Source organism: Sphingomonas melonis DAPP-PG 224 (assembly GCF_000379045.1).
Classification (GTDB): Bacteria; Pseudomonadota; Alphaproteobacteria; order Sphingomonadales; family Sphingomonadaceae; genus Sphingomonas; species Sphingomonas aquatilis.
In genome coordinates, this window is sequence record NZ_KB900605.1 from 3,802,368 (window position 1) to 3,820,534 (window position 18,167).

General features: G+C 65.8%; 17 protein-coding genes. 5 read left to right on the forward strand and 12 right to left on the reverse strand.

Annotated elements, in window-relative coordinates; all coding sequences use genetic code 11:
* Nucleotides 1-52: 52 nt before the first annotated feature.
* Together SPHME3_RS0118355 and SPHME3_RS0118360 are read right to left on the reverse strand one after the other, a co-directional pair.
* Entirely contained in the window at nucleotides 53-2,596 is a 2,544-nt protein-coding gene (locus tag SPHME3_RS0118355; protein WP_018251137.1) for a TonB-dependent receptor, read from the reverse strand.
* Between the two features lie 32 nt (nucleotides 2,597-2,628).
* Nucleotides 2,629-3,330, reverse strand: coding sequence for a phosphatase PAP2 family protein (locus tag SPHME3_RS0118360; protein ID WP_018251138.1), 702 nt, complete (start codon nucleotides 3,328-3,330; stop codon nucleotides 2,629-2,631).
* Between the two features lie 211 nt (nucleotides 3,331-3,541).
* Here SPHME3_RS0118360 and SPHME3_RS0118365 point away from each other — a divergent pair, with 211 nt between their 5' ends.
* A complete protein-coding gene (locus SPHME3_RS0118365) occupies nucleotides 3,542-3,874 on the forward strand; it encodes a hypothetical protein (protein ID WP_017977866.1) in 333 nt (110 codons plus the stop codon).
* Here SPHME3_RS0118365 and SPHME3_RS0118370 read toward each other — a convergent pair.
* Both SPHME3_RS0118370 and SPHME3_RS0118375 read right to left on the reverse strand, forming a co-directional pair.
* Nucleotides 3,834-5,225: a sensor histidine kinase gene (locus tag SPHME3_RS0118370; protein ID WP_017977865.1), complete on the reverse strand. Its 1,392-nt coding sequence runs from the start codon at nucleotides 5,223-5,225 to the stop codon at nucleotides 3,834-3,836. The genes SPHME3_RS0118365 and SPHME3_RS0118370 overlap by 41 nt on opposite strands.
* Complete coding sequence (locus tag SPHME3_RS0118375; protein ID WP_017977864.1) at nucleotides 5,216-5,896, reverse strand: response regulator transcription factor; 681 nt, start codon at nucleotides 5,894-5,896, stop codon at nucleotides 5,216-5,218. Before SPHME3_RS0118375 ends, SPHME3_RS0118370 begins: the two co-directional genes overlap by 10 nt.
* A 165-nt stretch (nucleotides 5,897-6,061) precedes the next feature.
* Here SPHME3_RS0118375 and SPHME3_RS0118380 point away from each other — a divergent pair, with 165 nt between their 5' ends.
* Entirely contained in the window at nucleotides 6,062-6,439 is a 378-nt protein-coding gene (locus SPHME3_RS0118380) for an STAS/SEC14 domain-containing protein (RefSeq protein ID WP_018251139.1), read from the forward strand.
* Nucleotides 6,440-6,591: 152 nt separating this feature from the next.
* On the opposite strand, the gene SPHME3_RS0118385 is transcribed toward SPHME3_RS0118380, so the two are convergent.
* Nucleotides 6,592-7,254, reverse strand: a complete 663-nt coding sequence (locus SPHME3_RS0118385; protein ID WP_017977862.1) for a Dps family protein — start codon at nucleotides 7,252-7,254, stop codon at nucleotides 6,592-6,594.
* A 350-nt stretch (nucleotides 7,255-7,604) separates the two neighbouring features.
* On the opposite strand from SPHME3_RS0118385, the gene SPHME3_RS0118390 reads away from it, so the two are divergent.
* Nucleotides 7,605-10,418, forward strand: a complete 2,814-nt coding sequence (locus SPHME3_RS0118390) for a bifunctional YncE family protein/alkaline phosphatase family protein (RefSeq protein ID WP_017977861.1) — start codon at nucleotides 7,605-7,607, stop codon at nucleotides 10,416-10,418.
* Nucleotides 10,419-10,574: 156 nt separating this feature from the next.
* On the opposite strand, the gene SPHME3_RS0118395 is transcribed toward SPHME3_RS0118390, so the two are convergent.
* Nucleotides 10,575-11,684: an alkene reductase gene (locus SPHME3_RS0118395; RefSeq protein WP_017977860.1), complete on the reverse strand. Its 1,110-nt coding sequence runs from the start codon at nucleotides 11,682-11,684 to the stop codon at nucleotides 10,575-10,577.
* A gap of 948 nt (nucleotides 11,685-12,632) precedes the next feature.
* Here SPHME3_RS0118395 and SPHME3_RS0118405 point away from each other — a divergent pair.
* Together SPHME3_RS0118405 and SPHME3_RS0118415 are read left to right on the forward strand one after the other, a co-directional pair.
* Entirely contained in the window at nucleotides 12,633-13,400 is a 768-nt protein-coding gene (locus SPHME3_RS0118405) for a hypothetical protein (protein WP_018251140.1), read from the forward strand.
* Nucleotides 13,351-14,522, forward strand: a protein-coding gene (locus tag SPHME3_RS0118415) for an IS3 family transposase (RefSeq protein WP_156002604.1) whose coding sequence is annotated in 2 segments (ribosomal slippage) — nucleotides 13,351-13,615 and nucleotides 13,615-14,522 — 1,173 coding nt in all. Because the reading frame shifts where the segments join, the coding sequence is not laid out codon by codon here. Before SPHME3_RS0118405 ends, SPHME3_RS0118415 begins: the two co-directional genes overlap by 50 nt.
* Here the strand turns inward: SPHME3_RS0118415 and SPHME3_RS0118420 are convergent.
* From SPHME3_RS0118420 to SPHME3_RS21460, 6 genes are all read right to left on the reverse strand, one after another.
* A complete protein-coding gene (locus SPHME3_RS0118420; RefSeq protein ID WP_172436172.1) occupies nucleotides 14,519-14,701 on the reverse strand; it encodes a hypothetical protein in 183 nt (60 codons plus the stop codon). The two genes, SPHME3_RS0118415 and SPHME3_RS0118420, sit on opposite strands and share 4 nt — an antisense overlap.
* 28 nt (nucleotides 14,702-14,729) lie before the next feature.
* Nucleotides 14,730-15,230: a DUF2726 domain-containing protein gene (locus SPHME3_RS0118425; RefSeq protein WP_018251142.1), complete on the reverse strand. Its 501-nt coding sequence runs from the start codon at nucleotides 15,228-15,230 to the stop codon at nucleotides 14,730-14,732.
* A 4-nt stretch (nucleotides 15,231-15,234) separates the two neighbouring features.
* On the reverse strand, nucleotides 15,235-16,686 hold the full coding sequence (locus tag SPHME3_RS0118430) for a hypothetical protein (RefSeq protein WP_018251143.1): 1,452 nt from the start codon (nucleotides 16,684-16,686) through the stop codon (nucleotides 15,235-15,237).
* Nucleotides 16,683-17,465, reverse strand: coding sequence for a hypothetical protein (locus SPHME3_RS0118435; protein WP_018251144.1), 783 nt, complete (start codon nucleotides 17,463-17,465; stop codon nucleotides 16,683-16,685). Before SPHME3_RS0118435 ends, SPHME3_RS0118430 begins: the two co-directional genes overlap by 4 nt.
* Nucleotides 17,452-17,913 (reverse strand): hypothetical protein, encoded by a 462-nt coding sequence (locus tag SPHME3_RS0118440; protein WP_018251145.1) that lies wholly within the window; start codon nucleotides 17,911-17,913, stop codon nucleotides 17,452-17,454. Before SPHME3_RS0118440 ends, SPHME3_RS0118435 begins: the two co-directional genes overlap by 14 nt.
* The coding region (locus tag SPHME3_RS21460) for a hypothetical protein (protein ID WP_026189129.1) at nucleotides 17,910-18,167 on the reverse strand (258 nt) is incomplete at its 5' end. The genes SPHME3_RS0118440 and SPHME3_RS21460, both read right to left, overlap by 4 nt.

Genomic DNA, 18,167 nt, shown 5'->3' on the forward strand with positions numbered 1-18,167 from the left:
CGGTCGGGCGGACGCCCCCTCGTCGATCTCCACGCCGTCGGGCCGGCAGGATTTACCGGAAGGAGATGCCCGCGGTCAGCAGGAAGGAGCGCGGCGGCAAATAATTGAACTGGTCGAGCTGGCCATAGCCAGACTGGTACGATTTGCCGTTGATGGTCGTCGTCGGGGCGCCGGTGCTGCTGGTCGCGATCTGCGTCACGGCGCGGCTGTTGAAGACGTTGTTAACCGTCACGCCCAGCTTCAATCCGCCCTCGAATGTCTGGCTGATCGCGAATTGGCCGATGCTGTAGGGGCGGATGCGATACAGGCGGAACCCGGGGCTGCCGTTGTAATCATTGGCATATTGCGGGCCGGTATATTTCTGGTCGAACGACACGCGGAAGCCGTCCTTGCGGAAGATGAAGCCCGCCGCCGCGGTGGCGAAGGGCGCCTTGCCGATCTGCGCATCAGTCTGCACGCTGCGCGCCTGGTTGTAGCTGGCATTGCCGAACAGGGTCAGGCCGTGGATCGGCATGACGCTGAGCTGCCCCTCGACGCCCTTGTAGCGGACCTGCCCCTGGTTCACGAGCAGCGTCGTGTCGCAGCCGGTGGTCGTGCAATTGCCGATCTTGTTGTCGACGTTGATGATATAGCCGTCGACGTCGAGCGAGATGCTGTGGCCGTGCCAGACGGTGCCGATCTGGTAGTTCGTCGTCGTCTGTGGCTTCAGCTGATCGAGCGCGGTGACGAGCTGGCCCGAGGCGGAATAGAAGCTCGACAGGTCGGGCACGTACATGCCCTGCGCATATTGGCCATAGAAGGACCAGTTGTTCGTCACCAGCCAATTGGCGGTCAGGAACGGCAGCGTCTTGGTCCAGGTCGCGCTGAGGTCGAGCGGCGTGCGGGTCTTCTGTTGCAGGACCGCATCCACGCCGCGCGTGAAGTGGACGTATTTGACGCCCGGCGTGATCGACACGCCGTCGATCGGGCGGAGTTCGACCTCGCCGAACAGCTGATACTGGTGCCAGGTCGAATGCTGCGCGAAGTTGATGTTCGCCTGGGAAATGGGCGGCAGCGTGCTGGTCGCGGCCGTGCCGCTGTTGAACTTCTCGTTGTAGCTTGGCTGGTTGGTGGTGCGGTCGAGATCGAAATTGTGGCGATCGGTGACGGCATATTCATACCAGCCGCCGAGCCGCAGCTTGCCAAAGCCGAAGTCGTAATCCGCCTGGCCGATATAGCCGAAGACGCGATATTTGTTGAGCTTGTCATAGCCCAGCACGTCGTTGCCACCCGACACCGCGACATAAGGCGAGGCTGCGGTCCCCGCGCCGGTGAAGCCGGTGACGACACCGTTCGACTTGACGATGAACACCGGCAGCGTGCCGCCCTTGGGCACGCCGAAGGACGAGCTGCCATTCCCCGACAGCGTATTGTTCGTATAGCCATACATGTACGCGCGATTGTCGAGCGTCAGCCCGCCGCCAAGGTTGCTCTGTAGACGCAGGTACGAAAAGTCCGTCGTCTTGTCGGTACGGTTATATTCCCAATAATCGTGCTGAGTCGGATTGTTGCCGAGCCCGTAATTGAAGCCATATTGCCCGACCTGCGACGTCGCGCCGCAGCCGCGCCCGCTCAGCTGGGTCAGCGGCTGGCCGTCGGCGCCCAGCGCGGTGGTGATCGTCGCCGTCGGATTGGCGGCGTTATAGGCGTCGGTCGCTGCGCTGCCGCAGGTCGCGCCCTTCAGCACGTCGGACTGATAATAGAAATTGCGGTTCCAGCTACTCATCACCGTCAGCGTGCTGGCGCTGCCGATCGGCACCACGGCCTTGCCGAACAGGTTCTTCGATCCGACCGGCGAATAGCTGAGCGCGCCGTCCGACTGGAGATACTGGCCGGTCAGCACGATGCGCGTGCCGCCAAGCTTGTCGATGCTGCCGCTTTCGAACAGCGCGCGGCCGATGAAGGTGTTCCAATTGCCGACGATCGCCTCGCCGCGCAGCTCCGCATCCGCCGTCGCGGCGCGCGAATACATGTTGATGTTGCCGCCATAGCTCGCTTGGCCGAGCTGGCTGGCATTGCCGGGGCCGCGATCGACGACGATCGTCTCGATCGTGTTCGACGGGAAGAAGGCGGTCGAATGGTGCGTCGGGTTGTTGGTGTCGGCAAAGGGAATCGAGTCGTAGGTGACGTTATATTCGCCGTCCTGGAAGCCGCGGATCGTCGCCTTGGTTTCCGACAGGCCATAGCCGTTGCCCGCGCCGGAGATCGACACGCCCGGCGTCAACGCGATCAGCTCGTTCACGTCCGCGGTGGCGGCGCTATTTTCGATGAAGTCGCGGCTGACCGCCGATTGCGGCTGCGTCGTGGTCAGCGAGGCGGTGAGCGGCGCCGCCTGCGCGGTGCGCGATCCCGTGACGATGATGTCGGACGTGGTCAGCGATTGCTTGTCATTGGCCTGCCCCGCCTGATCGGCGCTGGTCGATTGCGGCACGGCCGTCGCCGTCGGCTCGCTCACCGGCACGGCGACCGGGCCCGCGACGGGATCGGCATGCGCCAAAGTCGGCAACGCGAGCGTGGTGGCCGCCAGCAGAGCGGCGCGGAACGGAACATGGGTCATCATCGGGTCCTCGGACGAAAGGGGAAGTGCGGTCAGCGGCGGGCGAGTTCGGCGCGGGCGGCCGCGACCTGATCGGCCAGGCGGGAATCGTGGAGCAGCCGGTCGGCGACCAGCTGGCCGACCGCGTGGCCCGCCTCGACATCGGAGGGGTAGTGGACCGCGCAGATCTCGCGCCCCTCGGCATAGTCGCGCGACCGGTCGAGGATGGCGGCGGCACGGTCCGGCATCAGCTGCGCCAGCGTCCAGCCGGTCGACCAGGCGAAGGCCGAATGGCCGCTGGGATAGCTGTCGTCGACGCCCTTGCCCTTGCCGCAGTGCGGCAGCGTCGGGTCGGTGCGATAGGGGCGAGTGCGGCGGAAGTGATCCTTGGCGCGATCGACCACCGCGTCGGTTTCCGCATCAACGCGCGCGAGCAGCGCGGCGGTAGCCGGCAGCGCGGTCAGGTCGCGCCCCGTCACCGCGTTAAAGGCATGCGGCCCCTTGTCATGCCCATCGGCATCGGCGCGCGCGATCCGCTCCGCCGGCGCCGCCTGATGCAGCGCGCGCAGATAGGCGAGTTCCTGCCGCGCCACGACCGAGCCCTGCGCGGGCGGCGGCGCGATGATCGCGGTGGGCGCGAAGGCTGCCGGATCGAGCAGCGACGCCGCGGGCCGTCCGTCATGCTTGGCGACCGCAGCGGTTGCGAGCAGGCCGAGCGCGAGCGCGACCGGCATCCCGTATCGGATGTGCATCATGGTATCCCCCGACCGGTCGGCGGCCCCCTCCCGCCGGGGCACGACCATGTCGAGCGGCGCGCTAGGTGCGCTGTATGACCGATCCGTGACAATCGGGCGCCGGGGCGGGCAAAGCGTGCCTACATTGCAAACTTAGAATGAAAGCATCGCCGGCCTGTCACATTGCGGGTGTCAGGGCGACGCCACCTGCCCACATGATGGATATGCGTCGATGCGCCGTTGGCACCGCCTGCTCGCCCCCTGGTTCGCGCTCCTGCTGTTGCTGCTCGCCGCGACCGGGCTGGCGACGCAGGCGACCGACCTGCTCGATCGCGCGCCGGCCAAGACGGTATCCGCCGATGCTCCGGCGGCGCCTAGCGCGATGAAAAGCTGGAACCGGTGGTTCAAGCATATCCATTCGGGCGAGACATTGGGCCCGGTGGGTATCGCCCTCAACATCGGCGGCGGCGTCGCGCTGCTGTTCTTCGCGGGCTCCGGCTTCTGGATGTATCTGACCATGTGGCTCACCCGGCGGCGGAACCGGCGCAAGCGTCAGGCGGCATAAGCGGCAGCGCGATCCGGACGGCGAGACCCGGCCGGGCATCGTCCAGCCGCAGCGTACCGCCGTGGAAGCGAACGATCGCCTGGACGATCGCCAGCCCTAGCCCGCTGCCGCGCGTTTCCGCCTGGGCCGCGCGCTCGAACGCCTGCACTACGCGCGCCCGGTCGGCCTCGGCCAGCCCCGGGCCATCGTCCGCCACCGTGATCCGCGCAAATCCGCCGTCCGACGCCAGCGATAGGCGCGCGTGGGTGCCGCGCGGCGTATGCGTCACGACATTGTCGAGTACGTTGACCAGCATCTGCCCCAGCAGATCGGCGTCCCCCGCCACCATCGGCAGCGCCCCCGCCTCCAGCGTCAGCGTGCCATCGTGGTCGGCCAGCACCGGCTCCATCGTCTCGGCGACATCCTCGATCAACGCGCCGAGATCGAGCGGGGCGAGCGCCGCCGGATGCCGCCCGCCCTCGATCTCCGCCAGCCGCAGCAGCGCGTCGAAGATGCGGATGATCGCCGCGCATTCGCGCTCCGCTCGCTCCAGCACGGCGGGATCCTCCGCGCCGTTGCGCAGGATGCCGCGCAGCCGGGTGAGCGGCGTGCGCAGGTCATGCGCCAGGTTGCTCGCGAACAACCGCTGGCTGCGGACCAGATCGTCCATCCGGTCGAGCATGCGATTGAGGCTGTCGGCCTGCCCCGCGAACACGCCGTCCAGCCCCTGCGTCGGCACGCGTCGGCTGAGGTCGCCGCCCGCGATCGCGTCTGCCGTCTCCTGCGTCGCGGCGAGGCGCACCGCGATCAGCCGCGCGAACACCAACGTCACTGCGACGCCGGTCACTGCGGCGGCCAGGGACAGCGCGACGACGACCCAGGGCAGGAGTTCGTGCAGCGATTCCCCCGCCTCGCTATGCTGGACGATGACGAGCAGGCTGCCGCTCGGTAGCCGTGTCGCCAGCGCGCGCCCCTTTTGCGTGCCGCGCCCACCCGCATGGAAGCGGACGTTGGAATAGCCGAGCCGCGGCGGCGCGATGTCGAGCCGCCCGGCGATCCGCCTGCCGTCCGCGCCGAACAGGACATAGGTGCGCTGGCTCAGCACCTTGCGCCGCTGCCAGTCGACGATCTTCGCGGCGACCACGGCATCGGTCACCGGCTGGCCATGGCCCAGCCCAAGATATTTGGCGGCATGCGCGCGCAGCGACGTGTCGACCCGGCGCGCGATCCACGCATCGGCGACGCTGAACCCGATCACCCCGACCAGCGCCATCATCACGGTAAAGGTCAACCCGACCTGGATCGGCAGCCGCCCCAGGCCATGCGGACGCCCCCGCCCTCCCCAACCGGCGAGCCGCATGATCAGGCGCATCGTTCGGAGCGCAGGGTGTAGCCCGCACCCCGCTGCGTCTCGATCGGGTCGCAGTCGATGCCGATCAGAGCGGTACGCAGCCGGCTGAGATTGCTTTCGACGATATTGGCGGTCGGCGCAAAGGCATAGCCCCACACCGCCTCCAGCAGCATCGATCGCGTCACCAGCCGGTCGGCATGGCGCATCAGATGCGCGAGCAGCGAATATTGCCGCCGGTTGAGCGTCACCGCCTGGTTCCGGAACCAGGCCTGATGGCCGCTGGGATCGAGCCGCAGCCGGCCCACCTCCAGCCGCGCGCTGTCACCCGCCGGGGTGCCGCGCCGCGCGATCGCTGCGATGCGCGCGGCGAGTTCGTCCATGTCGAACGGCTTGGCGAGATAATCGTCCGCGCCGCTTGCCAGCCCCTCGATCCGGTCCTTCACCGATCCGAGCGCGCTCAGCATCAGGATCGGCGTGGACAGGCCGTCACGGCGGATCTGGTCGATCACCGACAGGCCATTGAGGTCGGGCAGCATCCGGTCGAGCACGATCGCGTCGCAATCGTCCTGCCGCAACGCCAGCAGCGCCGCCGCCCCCGTCGTCGCCACGCGCAGCTGATGCCCCACGGCGTGCAGGCTGCGGGCGATCTGATCGGCGATGACGGGATCGTCCTCGACGATCAGCAGGCGCATGGGATATCTACGGTCTTCCTGATCCGACGATGCCACGCGGATGTGACAGGTGTGTGGCACGTGCGCAGTGCCCGGCGGGCGGGCGATCGCCCCCGAGCGCAGGACAGCCGATAGTCACTTTATCAACGACTTGCCGCTATCATGGCCCGCGCTGGAGGACCGCGCATGTACAAGATCGTCGTCGACCGCAGCCATGCTCTCCTCAGGCTGGACATGCACGGCATGCTCTCCCGCGCCGACGCCGACCAGCTGGTCGCCGACCTGATCGCCCAGATCACCGCCGCCCGCCTGCCCAGCTACGTAATGATCATCGACGTCTCACGCTGTCCGGTGCAGGCGCAGGACATGATCGCCGCGATGGGCGATCACCTAACCAAGATGAAAAATGCGCGCGCCCTCGCCATCGTCACCGGCACCACGCTGGTCCGCCTGCAAGTCCGCCGCATCTTCAACCAGCCCTTAACCCGCTTCACCACGTCCTACGACGACGCGCTCGCATGGGTCGTGTCGGGGATCGAACCAGACGGCGCGACCACGGCATAAGGACGAAGCGAGGGCGTTTACCCTCCGCGATCGGGCGACGGCGAACCGTCCGCGGGCGGGGTCGCAAGACGCCATAGCTACCATCGCGACGAACGCCTCTGTCCAGGCGCTCCGTCGCGATGCTGTGCTAATCCATGTTTTCGGCCGTCCAATCAGCGCGCAGGAGCCGTCCGTGTCATCGGCGGCACCGGGCGTCCGCCATTGAGATCTGCCCCGGTATTGGGGTCCGTCGGCGTCGGCTGGATCATGGCGCGCATCTGCCACTGATATTTGTCGATGGCATGTTGCACCTCCTGCAACAGGTTCGAGGTGGTCGGATCGCCGTCCTCGCTGGCCTTGATACCCTGACCGATCTCGTCGCTGACCACGCGATAATTGGCCGCGAACCAGGTGATGACCTGCGCGTCGTCGATGAAGCCGCCCGGCATCTCGGGCACGCGGCTGGTACGGACGATGGTGTTGGCACGGCCGTCCGCCGACGCACCGATCGCGAGCAATCGCTCGGCCACCTCGTCGGCATATTTGGCGACGCCGTCATGGTGATCCTGCAGCAATTCGTGCAGCGGATAGAAGAGCGTGCCCGACACGTTCCAATGGGCCTGTTTGGTCTGAAGCTGGAGCTGTTGCAGCTCGATCAGCGCCTGCTGCAGTGCCGCGATCGACGCGCGCTGCGCCTCGCCTTGCGGACCGCCATGGACCTGGCTGGACAGGCTGTTCTGGGGAAACCCCTTGTCGGACCGGGTATCGGTGATCTGGGCGAACGCGGGCGTGGCAAAAAGGCACGCGACCGCGGCGAGCGAAGCGAAGCGCATCATTCGTATTCCTTTGGCGATTGCCTCAGCCAGGGTGGTTCGGCTCAGGCTGTTGACAGGCGAAGGATGAACGCCACCACCGGCTTAGAGTTGTCTAAATTTGTGTTTATGTTTCGAGGCGGGAACAACCACTTACCCGTAGAGAATAGCTCCATTGGTCCCGCGCCCTGATAGGGCGGAAGCATCCTTACCACCGTCTCGACGACGCAAAGCCGGCCAGTCGCCGACGTGCGCTACCTTCCAGTTTCTGCCGTTCATCCCTGTTGTTTTCGACGCGATGAAGGACTGTCGTTGCGGCGTGAATGACAAGACGTCACATTCCAGTCTTATGGTCACCGATCTCGGAGATCACCATGCGCCCATATCTATCCGCCTTCGCGATCCTGTTGTCCGCCCCCTGCGCTGCGCAGGACCGGGCGGGGCAACCCTTGCCGACCGGCCAGCGCCTCACCCCTACCGCAGCGCCGGGCGCGCGGTTCGAGCCGCTGGTCGCGCGCACCGGTCCTGACCCCACCTATGTCGTCGATGGTGCGGCGGCGATCGCGCGCCGTCCGGACGGGCGCGAAATGCTGGTGCTGACCAGCGGCTTCAACCGCTTCAACGGGCCCGACGGGAAGGTCGTCGCGTCGCAGTCCGTTCAATACATTTTCCGCTACGCGATCGATGGGCATGGCAGCCGGCGGGTACAGACGCTGACCGTCCCCAACAGCTATGGCGGCATCGCATGGCGCCCGGATGGACGCGGGTTCATCGTCGGTGGCGGCGTCGACGACAACGTCCATGTGTTCGGATGGTCAGGCGGGCGGTATGTCGAAACCGCGACGATCAGGCTCGGCCACACCGCCGGCCTCGGTGCCGGGGTCAAGCCGCAGGCGGCGGGCGTCGCGGTCAGCCCGGATGGGCATTACGGACTCGTCGCCAACTATTACAATGACTCGGTGAGCTTGCTCGACCTGGATCGCGGTACGGTCATCGCCGAGCAGGACCTGCGTCCCGGAAAGATCGACCCGGCGCAGAGCGGCATTCCGGGCGGCGAGTATCCCTTTGCGATCGCATGGACCGATGCCGGCCATGCCTGGGTGTCGTCGCCCCGCGATCGGCAGATTGTCGCGCTGACGCCGACGCGGTCGGGAATCCGGATCACCGGCCGGATCGCGACGATCGGCGAGCCCACCGCCCTGCTGGCCGATGCCCGCAATCACCGATTGTTCGCCACCGAGGACAATGGCGACCGGCTTGCAGTGATCGATACTGTCCAGGCGCGCTTGGTTGCGGAGCCGCGCCTGACTTTGCCGGACGCGCTGGCCGCGCCCGCGATCGGCAAGGGACTCAACCCCAACGGCCTTGCCCAGCTACGCGACGGGCGATTGCTCGTGACACTGGGCGGGATCAATGCCGTCGCCATCGTCGCCCCGAGCGCCACCGGCGGGACCGTCACGGGGCTTGTGCCGACCGGCTGGTATCCCAGCGCGGTGGCGACATCGGCCGATGGCAAGCGCGTCTTCGTCGTCAACCGCAAGAGCCCGCCCGGCCCCAACCCGCAGGGCTGCGCGCCAAAACTCGCCATCTATCGCGGTCAGCCCAATGCCTGCGGCGCGGCGAACCAATATATCTACCAGCTGGAAAAAGCGGGGATGCTGGAATTCCCGCTGCCGGACGACAAGGCGCTGGCCACGACGACGCTTCAGGTCGCCGACAATATCGGCCTCCCCGGGGCCGCCGCCCGCGCGGCCGCCGAGGCGAACATGGCGGCGATCCGGGCGCGTGTCAGCCACGTCGTCTTCATCATCAAGGAAAACCGCACCTACGACCAGGTGCTGGGCGACTTGGAGGTCGGCAACGGCGATCCGCATCTCGCCATCCTCGGCCGGGCGCTGTCGCCCAACCACCACCGCCTCGCGCGCCAGTTCGCGACGCTCGACAATTTCTACGATTCGGGAGAGCAGTCGAGCACCGGCTGGACCTGGTCGACCGCGGCGCGCACGCCCGACCTGCTCGAAAAGACGGCACCCGTGAACTATGCGCAGCGCGGCCTCGCCTATGAAGCGGAGGAGGCAGACCGCTTCGTCTACGCGCAGCAGACCCCGGCCGAGCGTCAGGCGACGAACCCGGCGCTGTCGAAGGATCCCGATCTGCTCGCCGGCTCTGCCCTGTTAACCGCGCCCGATGGCGATGACGACGATGACAGGAACCAGGGCTTCCTGTGGGATCAGGCGATCCGCGCGGGCCTTTCGGTGCGCAACTACGGCTTTTCCGACGCCTCGGTCTACGATGCCGGCGCGCCCGGCGCGATACCGGTGATCCGCGAACCGTGGAAGACGGGCACGCGCATCTACACGCCCGGCGACCGGCTGCTGGCGAAGCGCAGCGATCCCTATTTCCGCGGCTTCGACCAAAAACTCCCCGATTATTGGCGCATGCTGGAATGGCGGCGCGAGTTCGACGCCGCCGATGCGGCCGGCAAGGTCCCTGCCCTGACGCTGCTGCGCCTCAGCCACGATCACTTCGGCGACTTCAAGGAGGCGATCGACGGGGTGAACACCGTCGAAACGGAAATGGCCGACAATGATTACGCGCTCGGCATGGTCGTCGAGGCGATCGCCAACAGCCGCGTCGCCGGCTCGACTTTGGTGTTCGTCATTGAGGACGATGCCCAGAACGGTGCCGACCATGTCGATGCGCGCCGATCGTTCGCGTTCGTGGCCGGGCCCTACGTCCGGCAGGGCGCGGTCGTCTCGACCCGCTATACGACGGTCAACGTCCTGCGCACGATCGAGGCGGTGCTGGGGCTGAAGCCGCTGGGGCTCAACGACGGGCTGGCGGCGCCGATGGCCGACCTGTTCGACCCCGCCCAAACGCTCTGGACGTATCGCGCCGACGCGGCCGACGTGCTGCGTACGACGCAGCTTCCGATCCCCGCCGATCGCTTCGCTCCCCGGATCGCGGCAACGACCGGTCGGTGCGACCACCCCAGCTCAGCTTGGTGGGCAGAGGCGATGCGCGGGCAGGATTTCCGCACCGAGGATCATCTCGACACCGTGGCCTTCAACGCGGCGCTGTGGCGGGGACTGGGCTCCGGCGTCCAGCCGACCGAGCGTGACGGGCGGGATTTGCGAACGGCTCGATCGGAGTTGATCGAGAAGGCTGGCGCCGGCTGCCCGCGCTAATCCACATTCGGACACTCCGGTGCCGCTTTTGGAGTTCCGACGACCGTCGGAGCGGCGGTCGATCTTCGACCACCCGCGCCTACGGCCGCCACACCTTAGCCTCGTTCACCCACGGCGTGTACCCAATCCTACGACGGGGTCCTAGGCACGGCTGGCTCAGCCGCGATCCGGGTTTCCGCGCATTGTCGGCCAGTCCGAATAGCCGACCGATCCGCCGCCGTACCAATAGTCCTTTGGCGCCTCCGCAAGCGGCGCGCCCGTGCGCAGGCGATCGATGAGGTCGGGGTTGGCGATGAACGGCCGCCCCATGCTGAACAGGTCGGCATCGCCGCGCGCGAGAACTTCCTCGGCCAGCTCCAGCGTATACTGGTTGTTCGCGATGTACGCCCCCTCGAAGCGCTTGCGCAAAGCGGCGAAATCGACGCCGTCCGCGTCCCGGGTCTGCTGCGTCACGCCCTCGATATCGTGGATATACAGCAGGCCGCGCTGCGACAGCGCATCAACATAGATGCCGAAGGTTTCCATCACCGTGCTGTCGAGCGGGGTTTCGCCGGGCATCGTCGTCGCCGGCGACAAGCGGATGCCGACACGACCCGCGCCCCAAACGCCGACGACCGCGTCGACGACCTCAAGCGGGAAGCGCAAACGGTTCTCGATCGACCCGCCATAGCGGTCGGTTCGCTGGTTAGTGCTATCGCGGACGAACTGTTCGAGCAGATAATTGTTCGCCGAATGGACTTCGACCCCGTCGAAGCCGGCCGCCTTGGCGTTGGCGGCGGCGCGGCGATAATCCTCGACGATGCCGGGGATCTCATCCGTTTCGAGCGCGCGCGGCGTGACGTGGTCCTTCATCCCGTCCTTGGTGAACGCCTGTCCGACCGGCTTGATGGCCGATGGCGCCACCGGCGGCTCTCCGCCCTGTAGGTCGGGGTGCGAGATGCGGCCCGTATGCCACAACTGCAGAAACATGACGCCGCCCCGATCATGGACAGCCTGCACGATCGGGCGCCATGCCTCGATCTGCTGGTCGTTCCAGATGCCCGGCGTCAGCGCATAGCCGACTGCCTGAGGGGAGACGTTGGTCGCCTCGCTTATGATGATCCCCGCGTCAGCGCGCTGCGCGTAATAGTCGGCGGCGAAGTCGGGCGGAATCCCGTCGTCGTTCGAACGGCTCCGCGTCAACGGCGCCATGACAATGCGGTTGCGAAGCGACAGGTCCCCGATCTGGACGGGCTGCAATATGGGCGATGCGGAATGGTCGGGCATGGTCGGCGATATCCATCAAGCAGTGCAACGTCAGGAGCGCTGAACGGACAAGCTGCCATTACGGTCCGGCACGCGGCCGCGATTTCAGTCGGTTGAACCGATCGGGACGATGCCGATGGCGCGCTGACGACCGCAACGGGCCCGTATGCGACCGAGACCCGGCGGTCATTCCGCGCGGTATCGTCGCTGTCCAAACCCGGGCGGAAGCAGAAGGCGATGGTGCTTCGACGTCATGAACGTGCATCTTTGCGCTCTCATTTCGGGAACGGTCGAAAGACTTAGCCCTTCGTCGAAAGGGGCGTTTTGCAGCACTCGTGTGCGACAAACAGCACGAAACCGTCGCTTGGACGGTTGTTTTACAACGATTTTCGGAAAAATGGTGCCGCTTACAGGACTCGAACCTGTGACTCCCGCATTACGAAGGCCGCTCAAGCAAAGTGATAAAACGTTGTTTTGCAGTGTCTTAGTATGACCTCCGGCCCTGCCTTGCTTAGTGACCCAGCCGCTTCCCAGTGGGAGGCGAGGCCCCTAATCAGCCGTTTCGTAGCGTAAGCGCTTTGGCTTGGGAAAAGCCAAAAAGTCGACCTGCGCTATACCTGCAGCAGCGTCAGCGGAGTGGTCGTTGATGCGGCCTCTGGTCGCCATCGAAACAGTCGCCCTTCGAGCAGCCCTTATGCCGCTCGTGGTGCTCGAAGTGAGCGCCCTGCCCCGTTGCTCCAATCCGATGTGGCCGGACACCGCCGCCGCACTCAACGCAACGCATACGACGACTTCGCGGCATCGTAACCGCAAGGTCGATACCGATCGGCTGCCACAAGCCGTTTGCCCAAAGTTCGCATTCGGTGGATCGGGTCATCGTCTCTTCCATTGGCAGAGCAAGGCTTGCACTTAGCGGCGAGGGCCGCAACTATAGATCGCCGGCTCAGGAAATCCGGGCAAGGGGGATTGATGGCGAAGCTGAACCGGAAGCAGATTCAGGAGCAGGCAATTGCGGTGCTGCAGGATGCTCCCCGCGGCATTCGGTGGAGCGAGCTACTGAAAGCCATTGTGCAAGCAAGCCCCGAAACGCCGCCGAACAGCATTCACGGCGGCGTCCACAATTTGCTTAAGTCGGACGACCGCATTGAGAAGATCGCGAAAGGCACCTACCGCCTGGCTGCGCTTGGCGACGCCGGAGACAGTGCTGCGATTGCGCAAGACGAGGCGGTGGCGCAGACGCCCATAAAGGTCGAAACTGCTGACCACACGCTCGTGACGTATGTTGAAGCCGACTTCTACCAAAGCTTTGCTGATTGGTTGGTGGAGGTCGCGGAAGAGGTGAACGCCGCGGTCGCACTTGGCGGCAGCGTGCTGAAAGGCAAGTGGGGAACCCCGGACGTGATCGGGGTGCTGAAGCCGCGCACTCAGGACATGCTGAAATTCGAGCCGCAAATCGTGTCGGCCGAAATCAAGATTGATCCCAACCAACCCGTGGTCGCCTTCGGTCAGGCCGTTGCGTACCGCTTGTTCAGCCACAAGAGCTACATCGTTGTTCCGAACACAACCGGCGAGGACGACATGGGGCGCCTAAAGGCGCTGTGCTCAATCCACGGCGTCGGCTTGGTGAGCTGCCCCCTTCTGAGTGGTCCATCGACTATGACAGTCTGGATCAAGGAAGGGACGACGAATGCCTGCCAAGAAGCACAAGCCCGAGGAGATCATCGGGAAGCTGCGTGAAGTGGAGATCGTGCTGGGCCAGGGTGGCACGACCGCCGAGGCATGTCGGCGGATCGCGGTCAGCGAGCAGACCTACTACCGCTGGCGCAAGGAATACGGTGGGCTGAAGACGGATCAGGCTCGCCGGATGAAGGATCTGGAGAAGGAGAACCTGCGGCTGCGCCGCGCGATCTCCGACCTGACACTGGACAAGCTGATCCTGCAGGAGGCTGCACGGGGAAACTTCTGAGCCCCGCGCGACGCCGGCGCTGCATCGACCAGGTGAAAGAGGTGCTGGACGTATCCGAGCGGCGCGTGTGCCGCGTGCTTGGGCAGCACCGGTCGACACAGCGCAAGGTGCCGTGCGGGGCAGATGACGAGCAGGCACTGACCGACGACATCGTCGCGCTGGCCAAGCAGTACGGGCGCTACGGCTACCGCCGGGTGACAGCGCTGCTGCATGCGGCGGGATGGTTTGTGAACCACAAACGGGTGGAGCGGATCTGGCGACGCGAGGGGCTGAAGGTGCCCCAGCGGCAGCCGAAACGTGGTCGCCTGTGGTTGAACGATGGCTCGTGTATTCGGCTACGACCGGAGTATCCGGGGCATGTCTGGGCGTACGACTTCGTCGAAGCGCGCACGCACGACGGGCGCAAGTTCCGCATCCTCACCATCATCGACGAGGCCAGCAGGGAGTGCCTGGCGCTGATCGTCGCGCGCCAGCTCCGCCACGAAGACGTGCTGGCGGCGCTTGCCGACCTGTTCATCGCGCGGGGTCCGCCCGCGCACATCAGGTCGGATAACGGCAGCGAGTTCATCGCTACCGCGGTTCAGAAATGGCTTGGGCAGGTTGGCGTGAAGACGCTCTACATCGCGCCAGGCTCGCCGTGGGAGAACGGCTACAACGAGAGCTTCAACGGCTCGCTGCGTGACGAACTGCTCAACGGCGAGATCTTCTATAGCCTCGCCGAGGCAAGAGTGCTGATCGAGGCGTGGCGATGCCACTACAACACCGTCCGGCCGCACAGCAGCTTGGGCTACCGCCCACCCGCACCAGAAGCGGCGACACCGCCATTGCCGGCCTCCGGTTCCGCTTCGCTCCACCTCCGACCGGCAATGGCGGCGGAGACGACAATGCACTAACTAACAACCCGGACCACCCGGTGGGGGCTGCTCACCAGTGCGATCGTGCCTAGCGGGGTGGGGCAGCGGGGCACCTGCGACGCCTCATCGACGCCGGTGCCACCCTTGCCGAGTTTTTGGGCAGTTGCAGGTGCGGCGATGACGGCCATGAGGCCGAGAGCGGTAATCAGGGTACGCATGATGTCAGTCTCCTTCATGGTCGTATCGTCAGGCAAAGGGTGCGCCTGGTGGCGCGAGGAGCGCGGCGACGGAATCGCGCACCTCGGAAAAGACGGGTCGGACGAAGCCGGGAATGCGGATGGTGCGATAGCCGGCTCCGGCCGTCATCGCGTCGCGGCGCGCATCGCGCAGCGGATTGTGGGTCCAGTCATCGACCTCGACGAGCGCGAGGATCCGCCCCGAGGCGCGTTCCTCGACGACGAAGTCGACGATCTTCTGGGAAAAGGCGTTTCGGTCGCCGATGTGGCGCTTGCGGCCGACAACCGCGGGGATCTTGAGCAGCGCGCCCATCGCGACCTGGGCATGGATGCGGCAATGCGGCAGCGCGCGTTCGAGCTGGGCGAGCATCGCTGCCTCGCGGCCGGTGAGGAAGCGTCTGGCGACGGGACGCGGCGGGCCGAACAGATTGCCGCCGATAGACCCGAAAGCCAGACGCGCGAGCACGATCAGCGCCCCGATCGCGACGTAGATGGCGATGATCCGTTCCATCGGCTCAACCCCCCGGTGGTGCCGTGTCAGCCGCGCCGCCTGCTCCCCCGAGCCGCGGCGCCGGTCTATTCTGCCATGATCCGAACGGCTTGTCCCGGTTTTCCGGCACGTCGGGGATCGGATCATCGTGGGTGGCAGACAGGCGTTCTTCCGCCTGTGCTACCCACTCGGTCTCGGTCGCTATCTGGCGGGGAGTGGGGGCAGGCTCGTTGTAAACGATCCAGCCTATGCCGGCAGTCGAGATCACGCCCCCGATGAGGATGGTGCGCTGGATGCCGAGCCATCTCCTTCTGGAAGCACGAACGTCAGGTCTAATAACACTTCCTGCGTCATCATATTCGACCGACCGCGCCGATCGCCCGATGTCGCCGGCATATCCGGCATCGTCCGTGCTCGATGCACCGTGAACCGGACCACGCGCTTCGAGCGCCGCCACGCGCTCGGTGAGTGCCAGTAAGGCGGGATCGCTGCCATGGCGTTCATCGTGTCCGGCAGGCGGAGCCGGGTCATCGTCCCGGATGATATCGGCTTCCGGTGTGCTGGAAAGCCGGGGTGATCCGAACAATGCCTCATCGAGGCTCGTCTCGATGAAGCCGATGGCATCCTCGTCGAGAGCGGTTTCAGCCGCCTCGTCACGGCCGGGTACGGCGCGGGCAAACGGGATGATCGTGGCAGGCTGGCGATGCGCTGGTGCTGCCGGATGAGCGTCAGGTTCGTCGAGATCGATCGTCAGGGTGCGGTTCGGGTTCGCGGGCAATGGCAGGAATAGCTGATCCCTGGCATCGTCACCGTCGTCATCGTCCTCGATTCGATCGATGAAAGCGAGTTTGCAGACGTCGTGCCAGTGCAGCTGCTTTGCGAAGAGCCGGGCGTGGAGTGCGCGACCCAGCACGTTGTAGGATCTGTGATACGACACGAAGAGGATGGCTGTCGGCGGAAGCGCGAGCCACCGGCGTACCGACATCGATCGGCAATAGTCGGGCGCCACGATCAGGTCGTCGGCAAGCTCGCGCAGGGTCTTCAGGATGGCCCAGGTCTGCTGTGCGGCTGCTGCTTCATCATCGGAGCGATGGGGGAGGCTGCTGCGGACATCGGCGTGGCCGAGCGCGCGCAGGACACCGGCGGCATCATCCAGCGACCCGTAGCGGTACAGCGTGTCGGCGAGGATCGGGCGTGCTGCCAGTATCTCCGGGTCACAATGGCTGGAGAGCATCGCAGCGGCGGCTGCCTCGCAATCGTCCGAGGAGCGGTGATCGTCGTGGAAATCGTAATTCCCAAGCGCGAGGTCGATGTGGGCGTCGCCCTTGCAGGAGACGCGTTTGGCGATCGTGTCGTTGCGATCGAGGATGACCAGGCGGTGTCCCCGACGCGCGTGACGGACATGCGCCAGCAGGAGGTCCGTGGGGATCGACAGATCGTCTCCCCCAAGGACGGTGATACCGGACAGGATGCTCATATCCGCTTCTCCCGTATCGGTGCCTTGGCGGGTTGCCCGCCGGTCGGCGCGAGCCGTCGCACCGCGAGGTTGCTGTCGGGTCCAAGGCGAAGGTCGAGGACGTGACCCGCGCGGGGATTGAAGACCATGGCTCCGACAACCTCGTCGCGAATGGTGTCCTTGCCGAACAGGCCGGCGGCCCCTGTCCATTCGCGGCCATGGATGAAGCGTATACGGTAGCGGCCGACAGGTGCGGGCACGGTGATGCGGTCGCGTGCACGGATATGGACCGACAATCTGTGTTCGCCCGTACCGGCATCGACCAGCTGGACCACCGTGTTGTTGCCGGAACCCTGGAGCGTCAGGCTGCTTTTCACGCTTTTGAGGTCGAGCTTCGGCGAAACGCTGACCGATCCCGACGCCGGAAAGGCGGGGCGCGTCCAGCGCGCGATGATGGCGGCTGCGTGCGTGCCGAGCCTTTCACGGTTAATGACGCCGAGCATCACGGTCGAGCCGAGCATGACGGTGGAGAGAAGGATGACGATCGTGCGGTCGGTGTTTACGCGCGCAGGCCGCCAGCGACCGCGCTGGTAATCGTGCCCACGGTTGATCGTCTCGAACCAGGACGCTTTGCTGCCGCCCGAGATCCAGCTCGCACTGCCGAGCGGCACCGACTTCCTGAAGCCGAACCGCGAGAGTTCGAGCCGACCCTTGCGATCGTTCCACGTCGTCCCGCCGGGATCGAGACCCTGACGCTTGCGATACCGCTCGCGCATATAGTCGCGGTCATCGATCCCCATTGAAGGTCTCCGTGAGGGTGTATGGCGTGCCGGCGGGGGCGGGGCGCAGTTCTTTGATGCCCGCGATCGCCAGCGTGATCGCGCTGACGGCCCCCAGAAGCAGGAGCAGGGCATGACCCGCGCCGATCGCCCCTGTCAGGAGTGGGGGCCGCGCGTGCGGTGTCGGGGCGCTTGCCAGAGCAAGACGATCGATGACGGTGCCGTCATAGAGCTGCGCCGCGGCTTCGAACCCGTCTGCAAGCTCCTCATGCCCGTCGGTCAGATCGGTCAGGATGTGCCGGATGCGGTCGAGGGTAGCGAGTTCGTCGTCCTCCGACTGGTCGCGTCGTACCAGCATATTGGAGGCTGTTCGAAGGTCGGCCATCATGGCGCGCAGGTCCGCCGCGTGCTCGCGAAAGAGCGCGGCAAGCTCGACATCCTGAGGATCGAGATCAGCCTGATAGATCATCGCGCCGCACCGGCCTCAACCGGACCGCCAGATCCGAGGACATGGTGGCGGACCACCTTGATGGCATGGGCTGCCAGGACGACCGCGGCCGCGATCCCCAGCGTCAGCAGGACCGTGTGGAGAATGTCGACGAGCGACGTGCCCTCGGCGCGCCCGGCGACCGGCGGTTCAGCGTCGGGCGGCGGGCCGGCATGGCTCGCGGCGTTGTCCTGATAGGATTTGGCGAGCCGATCGAGATCGCAGGCGGTGGCTTC